Annotated in this window: 20 protein-coding genes and 3 tRNA genes; 20 read left to right on the top strand and 3 right to left on the bottom strand. The window is 60.7% G+C overall.

Annotated features, from left to right (window positions below):
* The first annotated feature begins 149 nt into the window (after positions 1 to 149).
* The 7 genes from rbfA (at position 150) to B9A19_RS03400 (ending at position 5,838) form a co-directional block, all read left to right on the top strand.
* Positions 150 to 527 (top strand): 30S ribosome-binding factor RbfA, encoded by a 378-nt coding sequence (gene rbfA, locus B9A19_RS03430; protein WP_084089149.1) that lies wholly within the window; start codon positions 150 to 152, stop codon positions 525 to 527.
* Positions 527 to 1,435 carry a tRNA pseudouridine(55) synthase TruB gene (gene truB, locus B9A19_RS03425; RefSeq protein WP_084089148.1) on the top strand — a complete coding sequence of 303 codons (909 nt, stop codon included), beginning with the start codon at positions 527 to 529 and terminating at the stop codon, positions 1,433 to 1,435. The genes rbfA and truB overlap by 1 nt, the downstream gene beginning before the upstream one ends.
* Positions 1,436 to 1,543: 108 nt before the next feature.
* Positions 1,544 to 1,813: a 30S ribosomal protein S15 gene (gene rpsO / locus B9A19_RS03420; RefSeq protein ID WP_084089147.1), complete on the top strand. Its 270-nt coding sequence runs from the start codon at positions 1,544 to 1,546 to the stop codon at positions 1,811 to 1,813.
* Between the two features lie 245 nt (positions 1,814 to 2,058).
* Complete coding sequence (pnp, locus tag B9A19_RS03415; protein ID WP_176216749.1) at positions 2,059 to 4,203, top strand: polyribonucleotide nucleotidyltransferase; 2,145 nt, start codon at positions 2,059 to 2,061, stop codon at positions 4,201 to 4,203.
* A gap of 174 nt (positions 4,204 to 4,377) precedes the next feature.
* Positions 4,378 to 5,007 (top strand): SMI1/KNR4 family protein, encoded by a 630-nt coding sequence (locus tag B9A19_RS03410; RefSeq protein ID WP_139798630.1) that lies wholly within the window; start codon positions 4,378 to 4,380, stop codon positions 5,005 to 5,007.
* 65 nt (positions 5,008 to 5,072) lie between these two features.
* The gene (locus B9A19_RS03405) at positions 5,073 to 5,459 is read left to right on the top strand and encodes a DUF1801 domain-containing protein (RefSeq protein ID WP_084089144.1); all 387 of its coding nucleotides are present in this window, start codon (positions 5,073 to 5,075) and stop codon (positions 5,457 to 5,459) included.
* A 40-nt stretch (positions 5,460 to 5,499) separates the two neighbouring features.
* Positions 5,500 to 5,838, top strand: a complete 339-nt coding sequence (locus B9A19_RS03400) for a hypothetical protein (protein ID WP_139798629.1) — start codon at positions 5,500 to 5,502, stop codon at positions 5,836 to 5,838.
* A 68-nt stretch (positions 5,839 to 5,906) separates the two neighbouring features.
* On the opposite strand, the gene B9A19_RS03395 is transcribed toward B9A19_RS03400, so the two are convergent.
* On the bottom strand, positions 5,907 to 6,476 hold the full coding sequence (locus B9A19_RS03395; RefSeq protein WP_084089142.1) for a phasin family protein: 570 nt from the start codon (positions 6,474 to 6,476) through the stop codon (positions 5,907 to 5,909).
* Positions 6,477 to 6,668: 192 nt separating this feature from the next.
* On the opposite strand from B9A19_RS03395, the gene phaR reads away from it, so the two are divergent.
* The gene (phaR, locus tag B9A19_RS03390; protein WP_084089141.1) at positions 6,669 to 7,316 is read left to right on the top strand and encodes a polyhydroxyalkanoate synthesis repressor PhaR; all 648 of its coding nucleotides are present in this window, start codon (positions 6,669 to 6,671) and stop codon (positions 7,314 to 7,316) included.
* Between the two features lie 61 nt (positions 7,317 to 7,377).
* On the opposite strand, the gene B9A19_RS03385 is transcribed toward phaR, so the two are convergent.
* Both B9A19_RS03385 and folE read right to left on the bottom strand, forming a co-directional pair.
* Positions 7,378 to 7,803, bottom strand: coding sequence for a BLUF domain-containing protein (locus B9A19_RS03385; protein WP_084089140.1), 426 nt, complete (start codon positions 7,801 to 7,803; stop codon positions 7,378 to 7,380).
* A 5-nt stretch (positions 7,804 to 7,808) separates the two neighbouring features.
* The gene (gene folE, locus B9A19_RS03380; protein WP_245804256.1) at positions 7,809 to 8,636 is read right to left on the bottom strand and encodes a GTP cyclohydrolase I; all 828 of its coding nucleotides are present in this window, start codon (positions 8,634 to 8,636) and stop codon (positions 7,809 to 7,811) included.
* 179 nt (positions 8,637 to 8,815) lie between these two features.
* Here folE and rimO point away from each other — a divergent pair, with 179 nt between their 5' ends.
* The 12 genes from rimO to B9A19_RS03320 all read left to right on the top strand — a co-directional run bounded on the left by rimO (position 8,816) and on the right by B9A19_RS03320 (position 21,646).
* Positions 8,816 to 10,135 (top strand): 30S ribosomal protein S12 methylthiotransferase RimO, encoded by a 1,320-nt coding sequence (gene rimO, locus B9A19_RS03375; RefSeq protein ID WP_245804255.1) that lies wholly within the window; start codon positions 8,816 to 8,818, stop codon positions 10,133 to 10,135.
* A 16-nt stretch (positions 10,136 to 10,151) separates the two neighbouring features.
* On the top strand, positions 10,152 to 10,946 hold the full coding sequence (gene tcdA / locus B9A19_RS03370; RefSeq protein ID WP_084089138.1) for a tRNA cyclic N6-threonylcarbamoyladenosine(37) synthase TcdA: 795 nt from the start codon (positions 10,152 to 10,154) through the stop codon (positions 10,944 to 10,946).
* A 128-nt stretch (positions 10,947 to 11,074) separates the two neighbouring features.
* Positions 11,075 to 12,754 carry an ArnT family glycosyltransferase gene (locus B9A19_RS03365; RefSeq protein WP_084089137.1) on the top strand — a complete coding sequence of 560 codons (1,680 nt, stop codon included), beginning with the start codon at positions 11,075 to 11,077 and terminating at the stop codon, positions 12,752 to 12,754.
* 114 nt (positions 12,755 to 12,868) lie between these two features.
* Positions 12,869 to 12,953: transfer RNA gene (locus tag B9A19_RS03360), tRNA-Leu, on the top strand.
* 133 nt (positions 12,954 to 13,086) lie between these two features.
* On the top strand, positions 13,087 to 14,394 hold the full coding sequence (tig, locus tag B9A19_RS03355; protein ID WP_084089136.1) for a trigger factor: 1,308 nt from the start codon (positions 13,087 to 13,089) through the stop codon (positions 14,392 to 14,394).
* Positions 14,395 to 14,539: 145 nt separating this feature from the next.
* Positions 14,540 to 15,154 carry an ATP-dependent Clp endopeptidase proteolytic subunit ClpP gene (gene clpP, locus B9A19_RS03350; protein WP_084089135.1) on the top strand — a complete coding sequence of 205 codons (615 nt, stop codon included), beginning with the start codon at positions 14,540 to 14,542 and terminating at the stop codon, positions 15,152 to 15,154.
* 53 nt (positions 15,155 to 15,207) lie between these two features.
* Positions 15,208 to 16,476, top strand: a complete 1,269-nt coding sequence (gene clpX, locus B9A19_RS03345; RefSeq protein WP_084089134.1) for an ATP-dependent Clp protease ATP-binding subunit ClpX — start codon at positions 15,208 to 15,210, stop codon at positions 16,474 to 16,476.
* Between the two features lie 121 nt (positions 16,477 to 16,597).
* The gene (gene lon / locus B9A19_RS03340; protein ID WP_084089133.1) at positions 16,598 to 19,027 is read left to right on the top strand and encodes an endopeptidase La; all 2,430 of its coding nucleotides are present in this window, start codon (positions 16,598 to 16,600) and stop codon (positions 19,025 to 19,027) included.
* Between the two features lie 83 nt (positions 19,028 to 19,110).
* On the top strand, positions 19,111 to 19,383 hold the full coding sequence (locus tag B9A19_RS03335; RefSeq protein ID WP_084089132.1) for an HU family DNA-binding protein: 273 nt from the start codon (positions 19,111 to 19,113) through the stop codon (positions 19,381 to 19,383).
* Between the two features lie 43 nt (positions 19,384 to 19,426).
* Positions 19,427 to 19,503, top strand: a tRNA-Val gene (locus B9A19_RS03330).
* Between the two features lie 86 nt (positions 19,504 to 19,589).
* Positions 19,590 to 19,666: transfer RNA gene (locus B9A19_RS03325), tRNA-Asp, on the top strand.
* 126 nt (positions 19,667 to 19,792) lie between these two features.
* Positions 19,793 to 21,646, top strand: a complete 1,854-nt coding sequence (locus B9A19_RS03320) for a SurA N-terminal domain-containing protein (protein ID WP_084089131.1) — start codon at positions 19,793 to 19,795, stop codon at positions 21,644 to 21,646.
* The last annotated feature ends 40 nt before the right edge of the window (positions 21,647 to 21,686 follow it).

Below are 21,686 nucleotides of genomic sequence, written 5' to 3'. Positions count from 1 at the left end.
TGCGCTGCTCGTCACCCCGCTGAGGCTCCTCTCGCCGAGATCGTAAAGCAGGTTCTACGCAGCATTCGGCTGTAAATACGGCAAAGGCGGGTAATCCGCCTTTTGCCTTTTCTGGCCGTACCGCGCTACATGTTTAAAGAGGGCATTTCATGGCCAAGAATTTCACCCGCTCCGACCGCATTGCACAGCAGCTGCAGCGCGATGTGGCCGAGCTGATCCGCGCCGAGCTGGATCACCCCAAGGCATCGCTGATTACCGTCACCGATGTGGAAGTGACGCGCGATTATTCGCACGCCAAGATTTTCTATACCTTTCTCGGCACCGCCGAGGACACCATTGCCATCGGCGTGAAGCTGGAAAACGCCAAGGGCTTCTTGCGCAGCGCGCTGTCCAAGGGCTTCAAGCTGTTCAAGATGCCCGAGCTGCATTTCGTCTATGACCACTCGGTCGAGAACGGCATGCACCTCGACAGCCTGATCCAGCAAGCCGTCAGCCAGCAGGCGCTGGATGACGAGGGCGATGCCTGATGGCCAAGCGCAAGATCGACGGTGTCTTGCTGCTCGACAAACCGTTCGGCATTTCCAGCAACAATGCGCTGCAAAAGGCGCGCTGGCTGCTGTCGGCCGAGAAGGCCGGCCACACCGGCGTGCTCGACCCGTTTGCCACCGGCCTGTTGCCGCTGTGCTTTGGCGAGGCGACCAAGTTCTCGCAACGCATGCTGGATGCCGACAAGGGCTATCGCGCCACCATCAAGCTGGGCGAGGTCTCGACCACGCTGGATGGCGAGGGCGAAATCACGGTCAGTGGCGAGGTCGATTGCGACGAAGCCCGGCTGCGTACGGTGTTGGCATCCTTCCTTGGCGAATACGAGCAAATGCCGCCCATGCATTCGGCGCTCAAGTTCCAGGGCAAGGCGCTGTATGAATATGCGCGCCAGGGTGTCGAGATCGAGCGTCAGCCGCGCCGCATCACTTTTTATGAACTGAATCTGCTCAGCTTTGACGGTGCGACGCTGGTGCTGGATGTGCTGTGCTCCAAGGGCACCTATATCCGGGTGCTGGCCGACGACATCGGCAAGGCGCTCGGCTGCGGCGCCTATCTGGCCGGCTTGATCCGTACCCGCACCGCCGGCTTCCTGCTGGAAGATGCGGTGCCGCTCGATACGCTGATCGAGATGGAACTGCCGGCGCGCGAAGCTGCCTTGCTGCCGGTGGATAGTCTGGTGAACGACTTGCCGCAACTGGCACTGGATGCCCAGCAGGTCGACAGGATTCTGCATGGCATGCCCTTGCCCGACCAGGTGCCGACGGACGGCGCAATCCGGCTTTACGGCCCGGTGGGAAACAGGGATAATGCGCGATTCATCGGTTTGGGCGAAGTGGCTTCCGATGGTGTGCTGCGGCCCAAACGACTGCTGGCTCATTTCCCGGATTGACGGGGTGGGGCAGTGAGGGGAGCAAATGCCGGTTTATGCTGGCTTCTGCTCGGCGAGTCCCTGTGTTTTGCAGGCAAGGCTCAATAATCATCAATTGGAGTTTTAGAAATGGCTGTTACCGTTGACCAGAAAGCTGGCATCGTCAAATCGTACCAACGTGCTGAAGGCGACACCGGTTCCCCGGAAGTACAAGTTGCCCTGCTGACCGCGCGCATCAATGACCTGACCCCCCACTTCAAGGCCAATGCCAAGGATCACCACTCGCGTCGTGGTCTGCTGAAGATGGTGTCGCGTCGCCGCCGCCTGCTGGACTATCTCAAGCGCACCAATGCCGACAGCTACCGCGATCTGATCGCCAAGCTGGGCCTGCGCAAGTAAGCCAGTCTCAAAAAAAGTCGCAGTCACCGTACTGCGACTTTTTTGTTTTCGGGCCGCCAGGCCCGCCGCAGTCCGGCGCCCATGCCGCGTGGATTGCCCAGTTTCTGTATCCGGTTCTTGCCCAAACAGGCTTCGGCGGCTGAACCGGGTTCGTTGTGCCGAAGCCGGCGACGTGGCCGCGTCGTAATCGAATGTACCCAATCCCTCCGCGCCGCTGGCTCACGGCGTACGCAAAGGAAACGCTAGTGTTCAATAAAATCTCGAAATCGTTCCAGTACGGCAAGCACACGGTAACCCTGGAAACAGGTGAAATTGCCCGTCAGGCTTCCGGTGCCGTTGTTGTGTCCATGGATGACACCGTCGTGCTGGTGACCGTGGTGGCCGCCAAGGGCGTGAAGCCCGGCCAGGATTTCTTCCCGCTCACCGTTGATTATCAAGAGCGCACCTACGCTGCCGGCAAGATCCCCGGTGGCTTCTTCAAGCGTGAAGGCCGCCCGTCCGAGAAGGAAATCCTCACCAGCCGCCTGATCGACCGCCCGATCCGCCCGCTGTTCCCGGAAGGCTTCTACAACGAAATCCAGATCGTGGCCACCGTGCTGAGCCTCGATCCGCAAATCGATTCCGACATCCCGGCCATGATCGGCGCCTCGGCTGCGCTGTCGATTGCCGGCGTGCCGTTTGCCGGCCCGATCGGTGCTGCCCGCGTCGGTTACGCCGATGGCCAGTATCTGCTGAACCCGACCAAAGACGAGCTGAAGACCAGCCAGCTGGACCTGGTGGTGGCGGGTACCTCGCAAGCCGTGCTGATGGTGGAATCCGAAGCGCAAGAGCTGTCGGAAGAAGTGATGCTGGGCGCCGTGGTCTATGGTCACGACGAAATGCAGAAGGTCATCAACGCCATCAACGCGCTGGCCGATGAGGTGAACCCGGAACTGTTCGACTGGGACGAACCGACCCGCGATGAAGCGCTGGAAGCGCAAATTGCCGGTATCGCTGGCGAAGCGATCGCTCACGCGTTCCGCATTCCGCAAAAGCAGGCCCGCACCATCAAGCTCAACGAAGCCTGGAGCCTGGTGAAGACGGCGCTGATCAACGAAGAAACCGATACGCTGACTGCCAACAAGATCCGCGGCATCTTCCACGACATGGAAGCCAAGATCGTGCGTAACCAGATCCTGGATGGTTTCCCGCGTATCGACGGCCGCGACACCCGCACCGTGCGCCCGATCGTCGTGCGTACCGGCGTGCTGCCGCGCACCCACGGTTCCTCGCTGTTCACCCGTGGTGAAACGCAAGGTCTGGTGGTTGCCACCCTCGGCACCAAGCTGGACGAGCAGAAGATTGATGCACTGGCCGGCGAATACACCGACCGTTTCATGCTGCATTACAACTTCCCGCCGTACTCGACCGGTGAAACCGGCCGCGTCGGTACGCCGAAGCGCCGCGAAATCGGCCACGGCCGTCTGGCCAAGCGCGCGCTGATCGCCGTGCTGCCCAGCCCGGAAGACTTTGCCTACTCGATGCGCGTGGTCTCGGAAATCACTGAATCCAACGGCTCGTCGTCGATGGCTTCGGTGTGTGGTGGCTGCCTGGCCCTGCTGGATGCCGGTGTACCGCTGAAGAACCACGTGGCCGGTATCGCCATGGGCCTGATCCTGGAAGGCAACCGCTTTGCGGTGCTGACCGACATCCTGGGTGACGAAGATCACCTGGGCGACATGGACTTCAAGGTAGCCGGTACCGACAGCGGCATCACCGCCCTGCAGATGGACATCAAGATCACCGGCATCACCAAGGAGATCATGAAGGTTGCGCTGGATCAGGCCAAGTCGGGCCGTATCCACATCCTCGGCATCATGAAGGCCGAAGTGGCTGGCGCCAATGCAGAAGTGTCGCAGCATGCTCCGCGCCTCTACACCATGAAGATCAACCCGGAAAAAATCCGTGACGTGATCGGCAAGGGTGGTTCGGTGATCCGCGCGCTGACCGAAGAAACCGGCACGCAGATCGATATCCAGGAAGACGGCACCATCACCATCGCCTCGGTCTCGTCCGAAGGTGCTGACGAAGCCAAGCGCCGCATCAGCGAGATCACTGCCGAAGTCGAAATCGGCAAGATCTACGAAGGCCCGGTCGTCAAGATCCTGGATAACAACGTTGGTGCCATCGTCTCGATCATGCCGGGCCGCGATGGTCTGGTGCACATCAGCCAGATCGCCAACGAACGCATCAAGAACGTGAGCGACTACCTGAAGGAAGGCCAGGTCGTGCGCGTGAAGGCGCTGGAGCAAGACGAAAAGGGCCGCGTACGCCTGTCGATCAAGGCTGTGCTGAACGACGAAGCACCTGCTGCACCGGTAGAAGCTGCGCCGGCAGTCGACGCGGAGTAATTGCCCGCATGGCAAGTGGTAGCTTTGGCTACCTGGCCGAAAAAAGCCCGAGCTTATCCTCGGGCTTTTTTATTGCTTACGAAATTCAATCTAAATCTGTTAGGCTGCCGGGCAGTCAAAGCGCGTGGCAATGATTCGTATCGCGCTGTCATGGTCGAGTTCATGGGAGGGGTGATGTCGCAATTTGCCGAGTTGCATGCGCTGTTCCGGCGTGAGAATCAGCGCATGATTTGTGGGCGGGGCCATGAGCCCGGCCAGTTGATTGCGGGAGTCTCGCACCGGGTTTTGCAACGCCTGACCGGCGAAGAGCTGGCACGTTTGCAGCGGGACTATCCAGAGCAGCCGGCCTTGCATGATTTCTATGCCGAGTTTGGCAGCCTTGAGCTCTATGTGGCTGAGACACTGTGTGTGTCATCGGATGAATATCCCACCGCTTTTTTGTTGGCCGCACCGGAAGAGTGGGACGACCTGAAGGACAGTGTGCAGGATTGGCTGGAGTGGCTTGAGGGCGATGAGCTGGATGAAGTCATGCCGTTTGCTTTGGATGATTCCATCGTATTCGGGCGTGTTCCCCGTGCGGCGACCTACTTCATGCTGGTGGTGCGCGGCGAGCACGCTGGCAAGGTTTACGAATTTGACCACGATGGCTACGAAGTGGATTGCGTTGGCGCATCCTTGCCCGCTTTCATTGCCTGGCTGGCAATACCTGATGAGGCGCTTTGCCGCTATATTCGCGCACACACTCGATATTCGGATGGTGTAACTGAAAAAGAGTGGCTGGCGGAGCGCTACGAATCTGACTGAATAGTGCTGCCGTCGCCCGAGGTGGCTTGGTGCTGTGAAAGTCTTCTGAACAAGGAGCTGCAGTTTTGAAAAAAGCCGCAATTGCCCCGGCACTGCCGGCCGCTCAATTGATCGATGCACGCATCGCCGAATATCCCGACTGGCGCGGTGACGTGCTGGCCCGCGTGCGTGCGCTGATCCACGCTGCAGACCCTGCCGTGGTCGAGGAATGGAAGTGGAGCGTGCCGGTATGGTCGCATGGCGGCATCCTCTGCACCGGCGAGGTCTACAAGAAGGCGGTGAAGCTGACCTTTCCCAAGGGGGCGTCATTGCCCGATCCGGTCGGGCTGTTCAATGCCAGTCTGGATGGCAATGCGCGGCGTGCGATTGATATCCCGGAGGGTGATCAGATCGATGAAGATGCCTTCAAGGTGCTGATTCTCGCTGCAGTTGCGTTGAATACAGCTGCTTGAGCGGCCTGTTTCCCGCGCAGGGGGTAGGTTGTATATGGGCATGCTGGTGCAATGGACGGTGCAATATCGTGGTAGCGATCCGGCCAATTGCCGCCGCAAAGTAGCGCGTGCACTGGAGGTGCAGGGACGCGATGAGCGTTACCGTACCTGGGTGAATCATACCTATCTGGTCGAGTTTTTCTCCGAATTGCAGGCAGATGAGTGGGGCGCTGCAAGAGCGGAGCTATTGGATAGCATGGCCACGCTTTGCCCGTGGTGGGAGATTTGGCTTGGCGTGGATGCGCTGAGCGCCTCCTCCAGCAGGGTCAAGATTAAAGGGGTGGAGTCGGTGTCCTGCAATTTGAACAAGGATCAGCAATTTCGCAGTGCCATTGGCTGAGCGGTCCAGTGCCTATGGCAATAAAAAAGGGAGCCTTGCGGCTCCCTTTTGTTTTGCACCGTGGCTACTTAGGCAGCAGCAGCGGTCTTCTTGGCAGCGGCCTTCACTGCGTCGGTAGTGGCAGTGGTGGCAGCCTTCACCGAAGCATCGGCGAAGTCGGCAACTTGCTTGGCGGCCTTGGTCAGGCTGTCCACAGCGGCAGCAGTGGCTTGCACGGTCGACTTCACGGCAGCGACGGCAACATCAGCGCCAGCCGGGGCAGTCTTCACGAAGCGGTCCAGGCCGGCAACCACGTTCTTGTTGAAGGCAGTGGTGCGCTCTTCAACCAGTTGCGACACTTCGGCTTGGGCTTGCGAAGCGATTTCGTAGAAATGACGCGAGTAAACGCTGGCTTGGTCAACGCTGGCTTCGGCCAGCTTGCTGCGCAGTGCCAGGGCTTCCTGCACGTCTTTCACGCCGGCGAATGCCTTGGCGGCCTTGGCCGATTCTTCCAGAGCGGTCTTGGAAGTTTCCAGTTGCAGCTTCAGCAGGCGCTCGGCCGAATCCAGGCCGATGCGGGCAAAACGCAGGTAGGTTTCAACGTTTTCGGTGGCGAAATCGCTGAATTGTTGTTGGGCTTGTTGTTGAATTTGCGACATGACAGTTCTCCTAACGATGGGGTTGTCGGCGTGGAACGATGCCGATGTTGCTTTGCACAATACGAGGCTATTGTGGAAAGCCCTCATCCTTTCGTCAAGCTTTTTTTGTTGCGTTGCAGCATGTGCTGTTGCGTTGCCGACGAACGGCGGCTATCGTGCTAAGAGTCAATCCGTGTACGCAAAGGTCGTGGCATGAGCGCCGAAAAAAGAGTAATCAAGAAATATCCCAACCGCCGGCTCTACGATACCGCCACCTCCTGTTACATCACGCTTACCGACGTGAAGCAGCTGGTGCTGGAAGGCATAGACCTGCAGGTGGCCGACGCCAAGACTGGCGAGGACATCACCCGCAGCGTGCTGCTGCAGATCATCATGGAAGAAGAGGCGGGCGGCATGCCGCTGTTCAGCTATGAAGTGCTGACGCAGATCATCCGCTTCTACGGCAACGCCATGCAGGGCCTGATGGGCAACTATCTGGAAAAGAACCTGCAACTGTTTGCCGAAATGCAGACCCGCTTGCAGGATCAGGCCAAGCACGCGCTGAATGGCGAGAACCCGATGCTGGGTAACGCCAATCTGTGGGGCGAGTTCATGAAGTTCCAGGGGCCGGCGCTGCAGAGCATGATGGGCAACTATCTGGAAAGCAGCACCAACCTGTTCGTGGACATGCAGCAGCAGCTGCAGGACCGCGCCAAGCACCTGTTTACCGGTTTCGGCATGCCGGGCTATGCCAAGCCGACCGAGCCACAACCGGGCGAGCCGCAGCCGTCCACACCGCCTACCGGCGTGCAGGAACCGAGCCCGGCGCCGGCCAAGGCGCCGCGCAAGCGCAGCAGCTAAGGCGCGCAGGCATCAAAAAGGGCATACCGCGGTATGCCCTTTTTGTTTTCCGGCAGCTCACTCAGTCACGGCAGACGAAGGAGGCCGACGACACCAGCTCCTGCAGCAGTGCCGCCACGGCCGGGCCGTTCATGCTGTAGGGGTCCAGCACCGGCAGCGGCGAATACTTGAGCAGCAGGGTGAGGTTGACGCGATCAAGCTTGCCGCGCCCCATGCTCCAGCCGGCATATTGGCGTGCGTCGACTTCGCCGTAGTCGAGCACGGTCAGGTCGGTGTGGCGCGCGTCGCGGCCCAGGCGCTGGTACAACAGGTTGACCTGCTCGCGTCCGCCCTCCAGCGCTTGCAGGAATACGTCGTTACCATAAGCCAGTACACCGGTGATGCCGTTGGTGGCATTGTGCTTGCGGGCCGATTGCAGGATGGCATCCACCATCTCGTTGCTGATGGTTTCCTGGGCGCGGCTGGCGTAGATCAAGCGGACGAGCATGGGGTTTAACCTCGTTTGGGCATCAGCGCGAGGAATTCGCGCCGCAGGGTCGAGTCGCGCAGGAAGGAGCCGCGCATCACGCTATTGGTCATCTTGGCATCGGTATCCTTCACGCCGCGCCAGTGCATGCAGAAATGATCTGCTTCCATCACGATGGCCAGTCCGTCGGGCTGCAGGCGCTCCTGCAGCAGATCGGCCACCTGCGAGACGGCTTCTTCCTGGATCTGCGGCCGGTTCATGATCCACTCGATCAGTCGTGCATATTTCGACAGCCCGATCAGGTTGGAGTGCTCGTTCGGCATCACACCCACCCAGACGCGGCCCAGGATGGGGCACAGGTGGTGCGAGCACGCGCTGCGCACGGTGATGGGGCCGACGATCATCAGCTCGTTCAGGCGTTCGATGTTCGGGAATTCGGTTACCGGCGGCATGGCATCGTAGCGGCCGCGGAATACCTCGCGGATGAACATCTTGGCCACGCGCTTGGCGGTGTCCTGCGTGTTGTGGTCGCTCTGGGTGTCGATCACCAGGCTTTCCAGTACGCCGCGCAGCTTGTCCTGCACTTCGGCTTGCAGCTCATCCAGCTCGCCCCCTTCGATGAAGGCCGAGATATTGTCATTGGCGTGGTAGCGCACGCCGGCCGACTGCAGGCGGCGGCGGATGCGCTCGGATGCCGGCAGGGCCAGCAGTTGCTCGGGGGTGATGCCGGGTTTGCTCATTCTGAAGCCTTGTATGCGCGCAGCCATGCTGCGCGCCTGTGCGTGTGTCCAGTGTGGATTATCCTGCTGATTGCGCTTGGGCGCCATGCCCGGGCAATAACACCGCTTGGGCATGAGCAGGTTTCATGCCGGCATGCATGATGTGTGCGGTGGCGTGCTGCAGGGGCGCGGCCCTCGCAAGCGCTTGATCCCTTTGCAAAGCTGCCGCCGTGTGCTCCGTACGGAAGATCGATTGCCGGTTTTGTGCTAAACCGCTGTATACTATCGGGTTTTCCCATGGCAGAGAGATGGCCGTGAACAAGATTCCCCGTGTCGGGCTCGTATCCTTAGGTTGCCCGAAAGCCCTCGTAGACTCCGAACAGATCATTACCCAGCTGCGTGCCGAGGGTTACGAGATTTCGCCTTCGTATGACGATGCCGATCTGGTGGTCGTCAACACTTGTGGCTTCATCGACTCCGCCGTGCAGGAGTCGCTGGATGCGATTGGCGAGGCGCTGGCCGAAAACGGCAAGGTGATCGTCACCGGCTGCCTGGGTGCCAAGAAAGATGGCGACATGATCCGCGAAGTGCACCCCAAGGTGCTGGCGGTGACCGGCGCGCATGCGCGCGACGAGGTGCTCAACCACGTGCACCAGCATCTGCCCAAGCCGCATGACCCCTTTGTTGACCTGGTGCCGCCGGCCGGCGTCAAGCTGACGCCCAAGCACTATGCCTACCTGAAGATTTCCGAAGGCTGCAACCATCGTTGCACCTTCTGCATCATCCCGAGCATGCGTGGTGATCTGGTCAGCCGCCCCATTCATGACGTGCTGAAAGAGGCCGAAAACCTGGCCAAGTCGGGCGTGAAGGAACTGCTGATCATTTCGCAGGACACCTCCGCCTACGGCGTGGATGTGAAGTACAAGACCGGCTTCCACAACGGCCGCCCGGTCAAGACCCGCATGACCGAGCTGTGCGAAGAACTGGGCAAGCTGGGCATCTGGGCGCGCCTGCACTATGTCTACCCCTACCCGCACGTCGATGAAGTGATTCCGCTGATGGCGGAAGGCAAGATCGTGCCGTATCTGGATATCCCGTTCCAGCACGCCAACCAGCGCATCCTCAAGTTGATGAAGCGCCCGGCCAACAGCGCCAACGTACTCGAGCGCATCAAGGCATGGCGTGCCATCTGCCCGGACCTGACCATACGCTCGACCTTCATCGTTGGTTTCCCGGGTGAGACCGAGGCCGAGTTCGAGGAGTTGCTGGCCTTCCTGGATGAAGCGCAGCTTGATCGCGTCGGCTGTTTCACCTATTCGCCGGTCGATGGCGCCACCGCCAACGACTTGCCTGACCATGTGCCGGAAGACATTGCCGAAGACCGCAAGCGCCGCTTCATGGAGAAGCAGGCGGCCATTTCGGCGGCACGCCTGCAGGCCAAGATCGGCCGCGAGTACACCGTGCTGGTCGATGAGATCGACGAAGAAGGCGCCGTGGCCCGTACTTATGCCGATGCGCCGGAAATCGACGGCCTGGTGTATTTCGACCCGGCACCGGGCGTGAAGCCGGGTGATTTCGTGCAAGTGCGCATCACCAATGCGGACGAGCACGATCTGTGGGCCGAGCAGCTTTGATCGGCGCGGCTTGAGCATGGAACAGTCGTACGAGCGCCGCTTCGGCGGCATTGCCCGTTTGTATGGCCGTGCGGCGCTGGAGCGCTTCCGCGCCGCGCACGTGTGCGTGATCGGCGTTGGCGGTGTGGGGTCATGGTCGGCCGAGGCGCTGGCGCGCTCCGGCGTCGGCAAGATCACGCTGATCGACCTCGATGACGTGTGCGTGTCCAACACCAACCGCCAGCTGCCGGCCATGCTGGGCAACTACGGCCGCATGAAGGTGGCGGTGCTCAAGGCACGCATCCTCGCCATCAACCCGGATTGCGAAGTGCACGCGGTCGAAGATTTCGTCGTGGCGGAAAATCTCGATGACTACCTTGGTCGTGGCTTTGATTACGTGATCGACGCCATCGACAGCGTCAAGACCAAGGCGGCCATCATTGCCTGGTGCAAGCGCCACAAGGTCAAGCTGATTACCACCGGCGGTGCCGGTGGTCAGACCGACCCGACGCAAATCCGCATTGATGACCTCACCCGCACCATCCAGGACCCGCTGGCGTCCAAGGTGCGTGCCTTGTTGCGGCGCGAATACGGTTTCCCCAAGGGTGACAAGAAATTTGGCGTCGATTGCGTGTATTCGACCGAGCAGCTGCTGTACCCGCAGCTTGATGGCACGGTCTGCGCGCACAAGCCCCAGCATATGGGGGTAGAGGGCGAGGGTGCGGTGCGGCTGGACTGCGAAGGCGGCTTTGGCGCCAGCGTGGCGGTCACCGGCAGCTTCGGTTTCGCGGCCGTATCGCGCGTGCTGCGCAAGCTGGCCGATCAGCACTGACCTTCATTTCTTTGCCAGCGTGTTGCCACGAGCCGGTACGCCCGCGCTTCGTGGCAACTTTGCCGCGCGCGCCCGGCGCGCGACTCTGCTATCGTTGCGCCGTTTGCGCTGCTTAACGTTTTCTTTACATGTCCCTCACCAATACTCGTCAACTGCTGGCCTCGCCGCCGCTGTGGGCCGTTTGCCTGCTGGCCCTCGTCTGGCTGCTGCCTGGCCTGTTCGGCAGTGAGCCGTGGAAACCCGATGGCGCTTATACCTTCGGGTTGATCAGCCACATCAGCAATACCGGTGACTGGGTAGTGCCGACCCTGGCCGGCGAGCCGTTCATGGAAAAGCCGCCGCTGTATTTCATTACCGCCGCGCTGTTGAACAATGCGCTGGGCGGATGGTTGCTGGCGCCGGTTGATGCGATGCGGCTGGCCACTGGTCTGTACATCGGCCTTGCCATGCTGGGCATTGCGCTGGCTGCGCGTGAGCTGTTCGGGCGCGGCTATGGCCGCTGGGCGGTGATTATCCTGCTGGGCTGCCTCGGTTTTCCGGTGCGTGCGCACCAGTTGATTACCGATACCGCGCTGTTTGCCGGCATCGCCTGGGCGACCTATGGTCTGGTGCTGGCGCCGCGCCGGCCGCGCCTGGCCGGCGTGCTGCTGGGGGCGGGCGTGGCTGTGGCGTTGCTCTCCAAGGGGCTGATCGGGCCGGGCGTGGTCGGCTTGACGGCCTTGCTGTTGCCCGCGCTGTCACCAGCCTATCGTACTCGCCGCCATGCACTCACCCTGCTGATTGCACTGCTGGTGTTCCTGCCCTTGCCGGCGCTGTGGATGAGCGCGCTCTATCAGCGCAGCCCCGAGTTGTTCCACACCTGGTGGTGGGACAACAACTTCGGCCGCTTCTTTGGCACCAATCACCTGGGGCCGCGCGCCACGCATGGTTTCTATTTCAAGCTGCTGCCCTGGTATGCGCTGCCGGCCTGGCCGCTGGTGCTCTACGGCGCGTGGTGCTATTTCCGCGACAAACAGTTGCTGCGGCTGGTGGCGCCGGGTGTGTTCTTCATCATTGGTTTTTCGGTACTGAGCGCTGCATCCGACGCGCGCGAGCTGTATGGCATGCCCTTGCTGGTGCCGCTATCGCTGCTGGCCGTGGCCGGTGTGCGCGAAACGGCGACGCTGCGCGTGCCGGGGCGCGTGTTGTGGGCACTGATCGCATTGCTGGTGCTCGGCCTGCTGCTGCTGGGCGGCTATGCGCTGGCGACTGGTGCGCCGGCCAAGGTCTATGCAGTGGTGTCGCGCCGCTTTGGCGGCTGGCAGCCGCATTGGGTGCCGCTGGCCTGGGTTGCGGCCGGCTTGCTGCTGCTGGGGCTGTACGCGCTGTGGCAGCAGGCGCCGACGCAGCGCCTGTCCGGGGGCTTGTGGCGCTGGGCGGTGTTGCTGGCGGGCATCTGGGGCATGCTGGGCACGGTCTATCTGCCGGCGCTGGACGAGCAGATGGCCTATCGCCTGCCGTTCCGCATGCTGCGTCATCCGCTGCATCTGGCGCTGAAGGATGGTTGTGTGGCCAGTTTGCGACTGGGCGAGCCGCAGCGTGCGCTGCTGTCGCACTATGGCCGCGCGCAAACCCTGCGGCTGGAAACCCAGCCGGCCGCAGGCCAGTGCCGCTGGTTGCTGGTGCAGAGCGAGAACGGCTGGGCGCCGCATTTCAGCCAGCCATTGCAGCCGCAACTGGTGGTGGCACGGCCGGGCGATGACAAGGAACGTTACCTGCTTTATGCGCTGCCGCAGCCGCTGGCGCAGATGGGGCTGCTGCTGAACTGACCGCTCGTCGCCTGCTTTACCAGAGGCAGGTTTGTTATCTGGTCAGGCTTTCCCTATAATCCTCCTTTTCCCGAGTCAGGCAGCGGTTTGGTCGACTTGGCGATACATGATTGTGCGAGCGTGGCGGAATTGGTAGACGCACTGGATTTAGGTTCCAGCGCCGTAAGGCGTGAGAGTTCGAGTCTCTCCGCTCGCACCAGCATCAAGATTGCAGCGCGTCGGCCTGGTCGATGCGTCCCGCCTGGGTGCTATCGCCGCACCGCCTGTTGATTGATTCCCGTTTTCTCATCCATCCCGTCACGCGAGACGGCCGGACAAGTCAAGGAACGAACATGCAAGTACAACTGGAAACCCTGGGCCAGCTCGAGCGCCGTCTGAGCTTTGCCATTCCGCGTGAAGAAATTGCCAAGCAAGTGGATGCCCGCCTGAAGCGCGTGGCCAAGACTGCCAAGATCGACGGTTTCCGTCCGGGCAAGGCGCCGCTGAGCATCGTGTCGCAACAATTCGGCTTCCGCGTGCAGGAAGAAGTGCTGGGCGAAACCGTAGAGCGTTCGTTCGGCGAAGCCGTGGCCAAGGATCAGATCCAGGTTGCCGGCTATCCGCGTTTCGAGCCGAAGGAAGGCAGCTCGGAAGAGGGCGACTTCGAATTCGTCGCGACTTTCGAGGTGTACCCGGAAGTGAAGCTGGGTGACTTCGCCGGCAAGGAAATCGAAAAGCCGACACTGAGCGTGAGCGATGCCGAGATCGACAAGACCCTGGACATCCTGCGCAAGCAACGCACCCGTTACGAGCGCGTCGAGCGCGCTGCTGCGAACGAAGACCGCGTGATCATCGACTTCGTCGGTACCATCGACGGTGTGGCGTTTGACGGTGGCACCGCACAGAACTACGCCTTCCTGCTGGGCAAGGGCCAGATGCTGCCCGAGTTCGAAGCCGGCATCGTCGGCATGAAGGAAGATGAAGCCAAGGACGTGACCGTCAACTTCCCGGCCGACTATCAAGGCAAGGACGTGGCCGGCAAGACCGCCGTGTTCGCCATTACCGTGAAGAACGTGGCTGAAGCCAAGCTGCCGGAAGTGAACGAAGAGTTTGCCAAGAGCCTGGGCATTGCCGACGGCGACATTGCCAAGATGCGCGAGGAAGTGAAGAGCAACCTCGAGCGCGAAGTGAAGTTCCGCCTGAAGGCGCGCGCCAAGGAAAACGTCATGAGCGCCATCATCGAAACCACTCCGGTGGATCTGCCGAAGGCGCTGGTGCAACTGGAAATCGGCCGCCTGGCCGAGCAAGCCCAGGCTGACCTGAAGCAACGCGGCATTGACCCGAAGCTGGTGCCGCTGTCGCCGGCCATGTTCGAACAGCAAGCTCAGCGCCGTGTCCATCTGGGTCTGGTGCTGGCCGAGCTGGTGAAGGCCAATGGTCTGGAGCCGAAGGCTGAACAGATCAAGGCCATCATCGACGAACTGGCGCAAAACTACGAAGACCCGACCGATGTCGTGGCTTGGTATTACGAGAAGCGTGAACGTCTGGCCGGCCCGGAATCGATGGCGCTGGAAGACAACGTGGTTGACTTCGTGCTGTCCAAGGCCAAGGCTGTAGAGAAGGCGGTCGGCTTTGACGAGCTGATGGGCCAGCAAGGCTGATCGATTTAGTTCGATAGCACCTTGTAAAACCGGCGCGGCGCCCTGATGTCCATCTCGATGGCGCAGCGGTTTCCGCGCCGTACTTATTCTTGCCGGCGCAGCACGATGCGGCGACGGCCCATGTAGCGAACCCAGGGGAAACAGGATGCAGCAATTTGATCCGCAGAACCTCGGCTATGTGCCGATGGTGATCGAGCAAAGCGGCCGTGGCGAGCGTGCCTATGACATCTATTCGCGCCTCTTGAAAGAGCGCGTCATTTTCCTCGTCGGCCCGGTGAACGATGCAGTCGCCAACGTGGTGGTGGCACAGTTGCTGTTCCTTGAGAGCGAAAACCCGGACAAGGATATCCACCTCTACATCAACTCGCCGGGTGGCTCGGTGACGGCAGGCATGTCGATTTACGACACCATGCAGTTCATCAAGCCCAAGGTCTCTACCCTGTGCATCGGCATGGCGGCCAGCATGGGCGCCTTCCTGCTGGCAGGTGGCGCCGAAGGCAAGCGCTTTGCGCTGCCCAATTCGCGCATCATGATCCACCAGCCGCTGATTGGCGGCCTGCAAGGCCAGGCATCGGACATCGAAATCCACGCCCGCGAGTTGATCAAGACCAAGCGCCAGTTGAACGAGCTGCTGGCCCGACACACCGGCCAATCGCTGGAAACGGTGGAACGCGATACCGACCGTGACAATTTCATGAGCTCGGAAGAAGCCAAGAAATACGGCCTGATCGACGAAGTGCTGGTGTCGCGCGAAGGCTGATTCACCGAGGTAAATGCCGCCGGCGCTGCCGGCGGCCACTGACTGGTTTCAAGATGACCGACAAAGAAAAATTACTGTATTGCTCCTTCTGCGGCAAAAGCCAGCATGAAGTGAAGAAGCTGATCGCCGGGCCGGATGTATTCATCTGCAACGAATGCATCGACCTGTGCACCGATGTGCTCAAGGAAGAGGCGACGCAACTGGCCAGCATCGAGGCCACGACGCCGGACGGGCGCAAGCTGCCGGTGCCGACCGAGATCCGCGCCAATCTGGATCAATACGTGGTGGGCCAGGAGCGCGCCAAGAAAATCCTGTCGGTGGCGGTGTACAACCACTACAAGCGCCTGTCGACCAAGGGCGTGGCGGCGGCGCAAGGCGTCGAGCTGGCCAAGTCCAACATCCTGCTGATCGGCCCGACCGGCTCGGGCAAGACGCTGCTGGCGCAAACGCTGGCGCGCATGCTGGATGTGCCGTTCGTGATTGCCGATGCCACCACGCTGACCGAGGCCGGCTATGTGGGCGAGGATGTCGAGCACATCATCGCCAAGCTGCTGGCGCAGTGCGACTACGACATCGAGAGGGCGCAGCGCGGCATCGTTTACATCGACGAGATCGACAAGATCGCCCGCAAGTCGGAAAACCCGTCCATCACCCGCGATGTATCGGGCGAGGGCGTGCAACAGGCGCTGCTCAAGCTGGTGGAAGGCACGGTGGCGTCGGTACCGCCGCACGGTGGCCGCAAGCACCCGAACCAGGAAATGCCGCAGGTTGATACCACCAACATCCTGTTCATTTGCGGCGGTGCGTTCGAGGGGCTGAACAAGATCATCCGCAGCCGCTCGGAAAAGGGTGGCATCGGCTTCGGTGCACAAGTGGTCAGCAAGGACGAAAGCGCCAATGCCAGCCAGCTGCTGCATGAAGTGGAGCCGGACGATCTGATCCGTTTTGGCCTGATCCCGGAATTTGTCGGTCGTTTGCCGGTCATTGCCACACTGGGTGAGCTGGACGAAGCGGCGCTGGTGTCCATTCTGACCGAGCCGAAGAACGCACTGGTCAAGCAGTACCAGCGCCTGTTCGAGATGGAAGACGTGGCACTGGACATCACCAGCGAAGGCCTGGCGGCGATTGCCAAGAAGGCGATGGAACGCAAGACCGGTGCACGTGGCCTGCGCTCGATCCTGGAAGGCGCGCTGCTCGATACGATGTACGAGCTGCCGGCGATGGAAGGCGTTGCCAAGGTGCTGGTTGATGCCGACGTCATCCTCGACGGCAAGGTGCCGGAGCTGGTTGCGATGGAAAAGGATCAGGCCGCTGCGGCCTAAGCACCTGTTATTGCACTGCTTTTGACGCCGCCGTGCACAGACGTGCCCGGCGGCGTTGAATTTATGCCGGTGAAGCCACATTATCCCTTCATTCTCCCTGTTTTTAACTTAGGCGAATCTCATGTCCGATAACCATACTTTGCCGACCGGGTCCGCTGTGTACCCGATGTTGCCGCTGCGCGACGTCGTCGTCTTTCCGCACATGGTGATTCCGCTGTTCGTGGGTCGCCCCAAATCGATCCGCGCGCTGGAAGCAGCCATGGATGGCGGCAAGCACATCCTGCTGGCTGCGCAGAAGAACGCGCAGAAGGACGAACCCTCGCTGGGTGACATTTATCCGGTGGGCACCATTGCCACCGTGCTGCAGCTGCTCAAGCTGCCGGACGGCACCGTCAAGGTGCTGGTCGAAGGTCTGGTGCGCGCCAATGTCAGCGGTCTGTTTGACGAAGACGGCTACTTCCGTGCCGAAGCTGCCCCGTTCGACCCCGAAGAAAACGAAGGTCACGAAGTCGAAGCCATGCGCCGCACCCTGCTGGCGCAGTTCGACCAGTTCGTGAAGCTGAACAAGAAAATCCCGCCGGAAATCCTGACTTCGCTGGCAGGCATCGAATCGGCTGGTCGTCTGGCCGACACCGTGGCTGCGCATCTGCCGCTCAAGCTGGAACAGAAGCAGGCCATTCTCGAAATGCCCGACGTGAAGAAGCGCATCGAGCACCTGCTCAAGCAGCTGGAAACCGAGCTGGACATCCTGCAGGTGGAAAAGCGCATCCGTGGCCGCGTGAAGCGCCAGATGGAAAAGAGCCAGCGCGAGTACTACCTGAACGAACAGGTGAAGGCGATCCAGAAAGAGCTGGGCGAGCTGGACGAAAACGCCGATCTGGACGAGCTGGACAAGAAGATCAAGCTGGCCGGCATGAGCAAGGAAGGCCGCGAGAAGGCCGAGGCCGAACTCAAGAAGCTGCGCATGATGAGCCCGATGAGTGCCGAGGCCACCGTCGTGCGCAACTACATCGATACGCTGCTGGGCGTGCCGTGGAAGAAGAAGTCCAAGATCAGCAAGGACCTGGGCGCTGCCGAGGACATCCTCGACGCCGATCACTATGGCCTGGATAAGGTCAAGGAACGCATCGTCGAGTATCTGGCGGTGCAAAGCCGTGTCGACAAGCTCAAGGGCCCCATCCTGTGCCTGGTGGGCCCTCCCGGCGTGGGCAAGACCTCGCTGGGCGAGTCGATCGCCCGCGCCACCGGCCGCAAGTTCGTGCGCATGGCGCTGGGTGGCGTGCGTGACGAGGCAGAAATCCGTGGTCACCGCCGCACCTACATCGGCTCCATGCCCGGCAAGATCGTGCAGAGCATGACCAAGGTTGGCGTGAAGAACCCGCTGTTCCTGCTCGACGAAGTGGACAAGCTGGGCCAGGACTTCCGTGGCGACCCGTCGTCGGCGCTGCTGGAAGTGCTCGACCCGGAGCAGAACCACGCGTTCAACGACCACTATCTGGAGGTCGATTACGACCTGTCGGACGTGATGTTCGTGGCTACCGCCAACTCGCTGAACATTCCGCCAGCGCTGCTGGACCGCATGGAAGTCATCCGTCTGTCGGGTTATACCGAGGACGAGAAGGTGAATATCGCCCTCAAATACCTTGTGCCCAAGCAGATGGAGAACAACGGCGTGAAGCCGGGCGAGCTGAGCATTTCCGACGCTGCCGTGCGCGACATCGTGCGCTATTACACCCGCGAAGCCGGCGTGCGCTCGCTCGACCGCGAGATCGCCAAGGTGTGCCGCAAGGTGGTCAAGGCGCTGTTGCTCAAGCCCAGCGACAAGAAGATCACCGTTACGCCCAAGACGCTGGAAAAGTACCTTGGCGTGCAGCGCTACGAATACGGCGTGGCCGAACAGCAGAACCAGGTGGGCCAGGTGACCGGTCTGGCATGGACCGAAGTGGGCGGCGAGTTGCTGACCATCGAAGCCGTGACCATGCCGGGCAAGGGCAACATCACCCGCACCGGCACGCTGGGCGACGTGATGAAGGAATCCATTGAAGCCGCGCGCTCCGTCGTGCGCAGCCGCGCAGAGCGCCTGGGTATTGCTGCCGATGCCTTCGAGAAGAAGGACATCCACGTACACTTGCCCGAGGGCGCCACGCCCAAGGACGGCCCCAGTGCCGGCATCGGCCTTGCTACCGCGCTGGTATCAGTGTTAACTGATATTCCTGTACGATGCGATGTAGCGATGACGGGCGAGATTACGCTGCGCGGCGAGGTATTGCCGATTGGCGGCTTGAAGGAAAAGCTGCTGGCAGCGCACCGTGGTGGCATCAAGCAAGTGCTGATCCCGGAAGGGAACGTCAAGGATCTGACCGAGATCCCGGACAATGTGAAGCGCGGGCTGAGCATCCATCCGGTGAAGTGGTTCGATCAGGTGTTGGGCCATGCGCTGGAGCGCCAGCCGCAGCCCCTGGACGCAGCTACGGAGAACGCGGAAGCAATTTTGCCGCAAAGCAGCGCCAATCCAAGCGTTGATGCGGGCCAACAGCTCACAAAGCACTAGTTGACACGCGATTTTGCCGCTTGCTATAAAGCTCAAGCAATCGGCTGACCGGAACCATCCAACCAGAATGTAAGGGGACGTAAGTGAACAAATCCGAATTGATTGATGCCATCGCAGAATCCGCCGGCCTGTCCAAGGCTGCTGCTGGCAAGGCACTCGATGCCACCGTTGAAGCCATCTCGGCCGCGCTGAACAAGGGCGACGAAGTGACGCTGGTCGGTTTCGGTACTTTCTATGTTGCCGAGCGCGAAGCTCGCAACGGCCGCAATCCGCGCACCGGCGAGACCATCAAGATCGAAGCTGCAAAACAGCCGAAATTTAGGGCTGGTAAATCCCTGAAAGATGCAGTACAATGATGGTCTTTCGTCGCTGAGGTAACAGCAGCGACGAAAGACGGATGGGTGGTTAGCTCAGTTGGTTAGAGCACCTGCTTCACACGCAGGGGGTCGGTGGTTCGAATCCACTACTACCCACCAAAGTGATTCAGTAGTTCAGTTCGAAGCAAATTTGGTGAAAACCCCTTGCAAAGTTTCTGAAGTCTGCTAAAATCGCTTTCTCTTCTGGAGCGGTAGTTCAGTTGGTTAGAATACCGGCCTGTCACGCCGGGGGTCGCGGGTTCGAGTCCCGTCCGCTCCGCCAGAATCAAAAGCCAAGCACGCAAGTGCTTGGCTTTTTTCTTTTCTGCAACCTGTGATCCAGCGACCGAGACAGCGCAGTGCGCTTCTGGCATGATACGGCGCGAAACATCGCGGAGTTGCATGTCACATGTTCGATTTTGTTGAGAAGAATAAAACGTCGGTACAGGTCGTTCTCGGCCTCGTAGCGCTGGGGTTGATGGTTGGGGTAGGTGTACAGGGCCTGAGCGCCCTGCAGGGTGGTAACAACTACCTGGCCAAGGTGGGCAGCACCGAAATCACCGAGGCAGACGTGGCCAAGGCCACGCAGGGCCAGCCTGTCAGCAATGAAATGAAGCCCATGGTGGTGCGTCAACTGATCGACCGCCAACTGGTGCTCGAGCAGGCGCACAAGCTGCACTTCGGCCCGAGCGCCGACCAGCTGCGCGATACCATTGCCGCCTATCCGGTATTCCAGGAAAACGGCCAGTTCAACAACCAAACTTATCAGAAAGTGCTGGCGGCACAAGGCATGTCGCCCAAGGACTTTGAAAAACTGATGAGCGACGACCTTGCCGGCCGTCAGCTGCTGTCGGCGTTGCCGCTCAGCGTGATTGCTTCCAACGCCACGCTGGATCGTCTGACCCGCGCCATTGGCGAAAAACGCCTCGTCGCCGGAGCCCTGATCAACCCGGCCGATTACCTGGCGCAAGCTACGGTGAGCGATGCCGAAATCAAGCAGTACTACGACAAGAACGCTGCACAATTCAAGTTGCCCGAGCAGGTCAAGCTGGAATACATCGCGCTTTCGCGCGGCACGCTGGTGGATGCGCAAGTCGTGTCCGACGCCGACGTGCAAAAGTATTTCGACGAACACCAGAAAGAGTTGACGCGCGAGCAGCGCAAGGCTTCGCATATCCTGATCGCGGTAGCGCCTTCCGCCAATGCCGAGCAGCAAAAGGCCGCGCAAGACAAGGCCGAAGCGCTGCTCAAGCAAGCGAGGGCCAATCCGGCCAAGTTCGGTGAGCTGGCCAAGGCCAATTCGGATGACAAGGGTTCGGGTGCCAATGGGGGCGATCTGGGCTGGTTTGATGACAGCGTGCAGTTCGTGCCGGAATTCAAGGCCGCTGCGCTCAAGCTGGGCAAGGGCGAATTCTCCGGGCTGGTACGCACGCAGTTCGGTTTCCACATCATCCATATCGATGATGTGAAGACCCGCACGCTGGCCGACGTAAAGCCGGAAATCGTTGCGCAACTCAAGCAGCAGAAGGCGCAGACTGCCTTCCAGGCGCAGCTGGAAAAGTTCAACGACACCGTTTACAACCAGGCCGATAGCCTGAAGCCGGCAGCTGACGCCTACAAGCTGGCCATCATGTCCAGTGACTGGGTAAGCAAGACCTCGGCCAAGGACAGCGTGCTGAACAATCCCAAGCTGCTTGAAGCGGTCTTCAGCGATGATGTGCTGAAGAAAAAGCACAATACCGAAGGCATTGAAACGCTGCCGGGCACCGTGGTGGCCGCACGTGTGGTTGATTACAAGCCGGCCCAGCAACAGCCATTGGCTAGCGTATCGGCCGATATCCAGATCAAGCTCAAGCAGGAAAAGGCGGCCAAGCTGGCGGCTGACGATGGTGCGAAGAAGCTGGCCGCGCTGCAAAAGGGCCAGGACGTGCCGCTGAAGTGGCAAGAGCAGCGCGAGCTGACCCGCATGGGGGACCGCAGTGTGGACCCGAAAGCACTGAATGGCCTGTTTTCGGTGCCTGCTGCCAAGCTGCCAGCCTATGCCTCGGGCAATGTGCCGGGCCAGGGCTTTGTCATCTACAAGGCGATCAAGTCCATTCCCGCAGAGCAGCCGGGTGCTGGCGAGCGCAAGGGCCTGATGACTCAGCTTGAACGTGCTTATGGCAAGGCCGAGCAGGACAGCTATCTGGACGGCATCAAGGCCAACTTCAAGGTGGTTTACGGCCACGGCATGACTGCGCCGGCCAAGCCGGAAGCGCAATAGGTCGCGCTTCATCGCTTGCAGCAACAAAAAAGCCACGCAT

The organism is Andreprevotia lacus DSM 23236 (assembly GCF_900176275.1).
Lineage (GTDB): Bacteria > Pseudomonadota > Gammaproteobacteria > Burkholderiales > Chitinibacteraceae > Andreprevotia > Andreprevotia lacus.
Note: the sequence above shows the minus strand (reverse complement) of the source record. Positions and strands in the feature narration are given on the sequence as shown.

Bases quoted from the DNA above. Each gene is read 5' to 3' on its own strand.
- tig (WP_084089136.1), top strand. From the start codon at position 13,087: ATGCAAGTACAACTGGAAACCCTGGGCCAGCTCGAGCGCCGTCTGAGC.
- lon (WP_084089133.1), top strand. From the start codon at position 16,598: ATGTCCGATAACCATACTTTGCCGACCGGGTCCGCTGTGTACCCGATG.
- rbfA (WP_084089149.1), top strand. From the start codon at position 150: ATGGCCAAGAATTTCACCCGCTCCGACCGCATTGCACAGCAGCTGCAG.
- B9A19_RS03385 (WP_084089140.1), bottom strand. From the start codon at position 7,803: ATGCTCGTCCGCTTGATCTACGCCAGCCGCGCCCAGGAAACCATCAGC.
- rpsO (WP_084089147.1), top strand. From the start codon at position 1,544: ATGGCTGTTACCGTTGACCAGAAAGCTGGCATCGTCAAATCGTACCAA.
- phaR (WP_084089141.1), top strand. From the start codon at position 6,669: ATGAGCGCCGAAAAAAGAGTAATCAAGAAATATCCCAACCGCCGGCTC.
- B9A19_RS03365 (WP_084089137.1), top strand. From the start codon at position 11,075: ATGTCCCTCACCAATACTCGTCAACTGCTGGCCTCGCCGCCGCTGTGG.
- B9A19_RS03320 (WP_084089131.1), top strand. From the start codon at position 19,793: ATGTTCGATTTTGTTGAGAAGAATAAAACGTCGGTACAGGTCGTTCTC.
- B9A19_RS03395 (WP_084089142.1), bottom strand. From the start codon at position 6,476: ATGTCGCAAATTCAACAACAAGCCCAACAACAATTCAGCGATTTCGCC.
- folE (WP_245804256.1), bottom strand. From the start codon at position 8,636: ATGCCCAAGCGGTGTTATTGCCCGGGCATGGCGCCCAAGCGCAATCAG.
- clpX (WP_084089134.1), top strand. From the start codon at position 15,208: ATGACCGACAAAGAAAAATTACTGTATTGCTCCTTCTGCGGCAAAAGC.
- clpP (WP_084089135.1), top strand. From the start codon at position 14,540: ATGCAGCAATTTGATCCGCAGAACCTCGGCTATGTGCCGATGGTGATC.
- tcdA (WP_084089138.1), top strand. From the start codon at position 10,152: ATGGAACAGTCGTACGAGCGCCGCTTCGGCGGCATTGCCCGTTTGTAT.
- truB (WP_084089148.1), top strand. From the start codon at position 527: ATGGCCAAGCGCAAGATCGACGGTGTCTTGCTGCTCGACAAACCGTTC.
- B9A19_RS03400 (WP_139798629.1), top strand. From the start codon at position 5,500: ATGCTGGTGCAATGGACGGTGCAATATCGTGGTAGCGATCCGGCCAAT.
- B9A19_RS03410 (WP_139798630.1), top strand. From the start codon at position 4,378: ATGTCGCAATTTGCCGAGTTGCATGCGCTGTTCCGGCGTGAGAATCAG.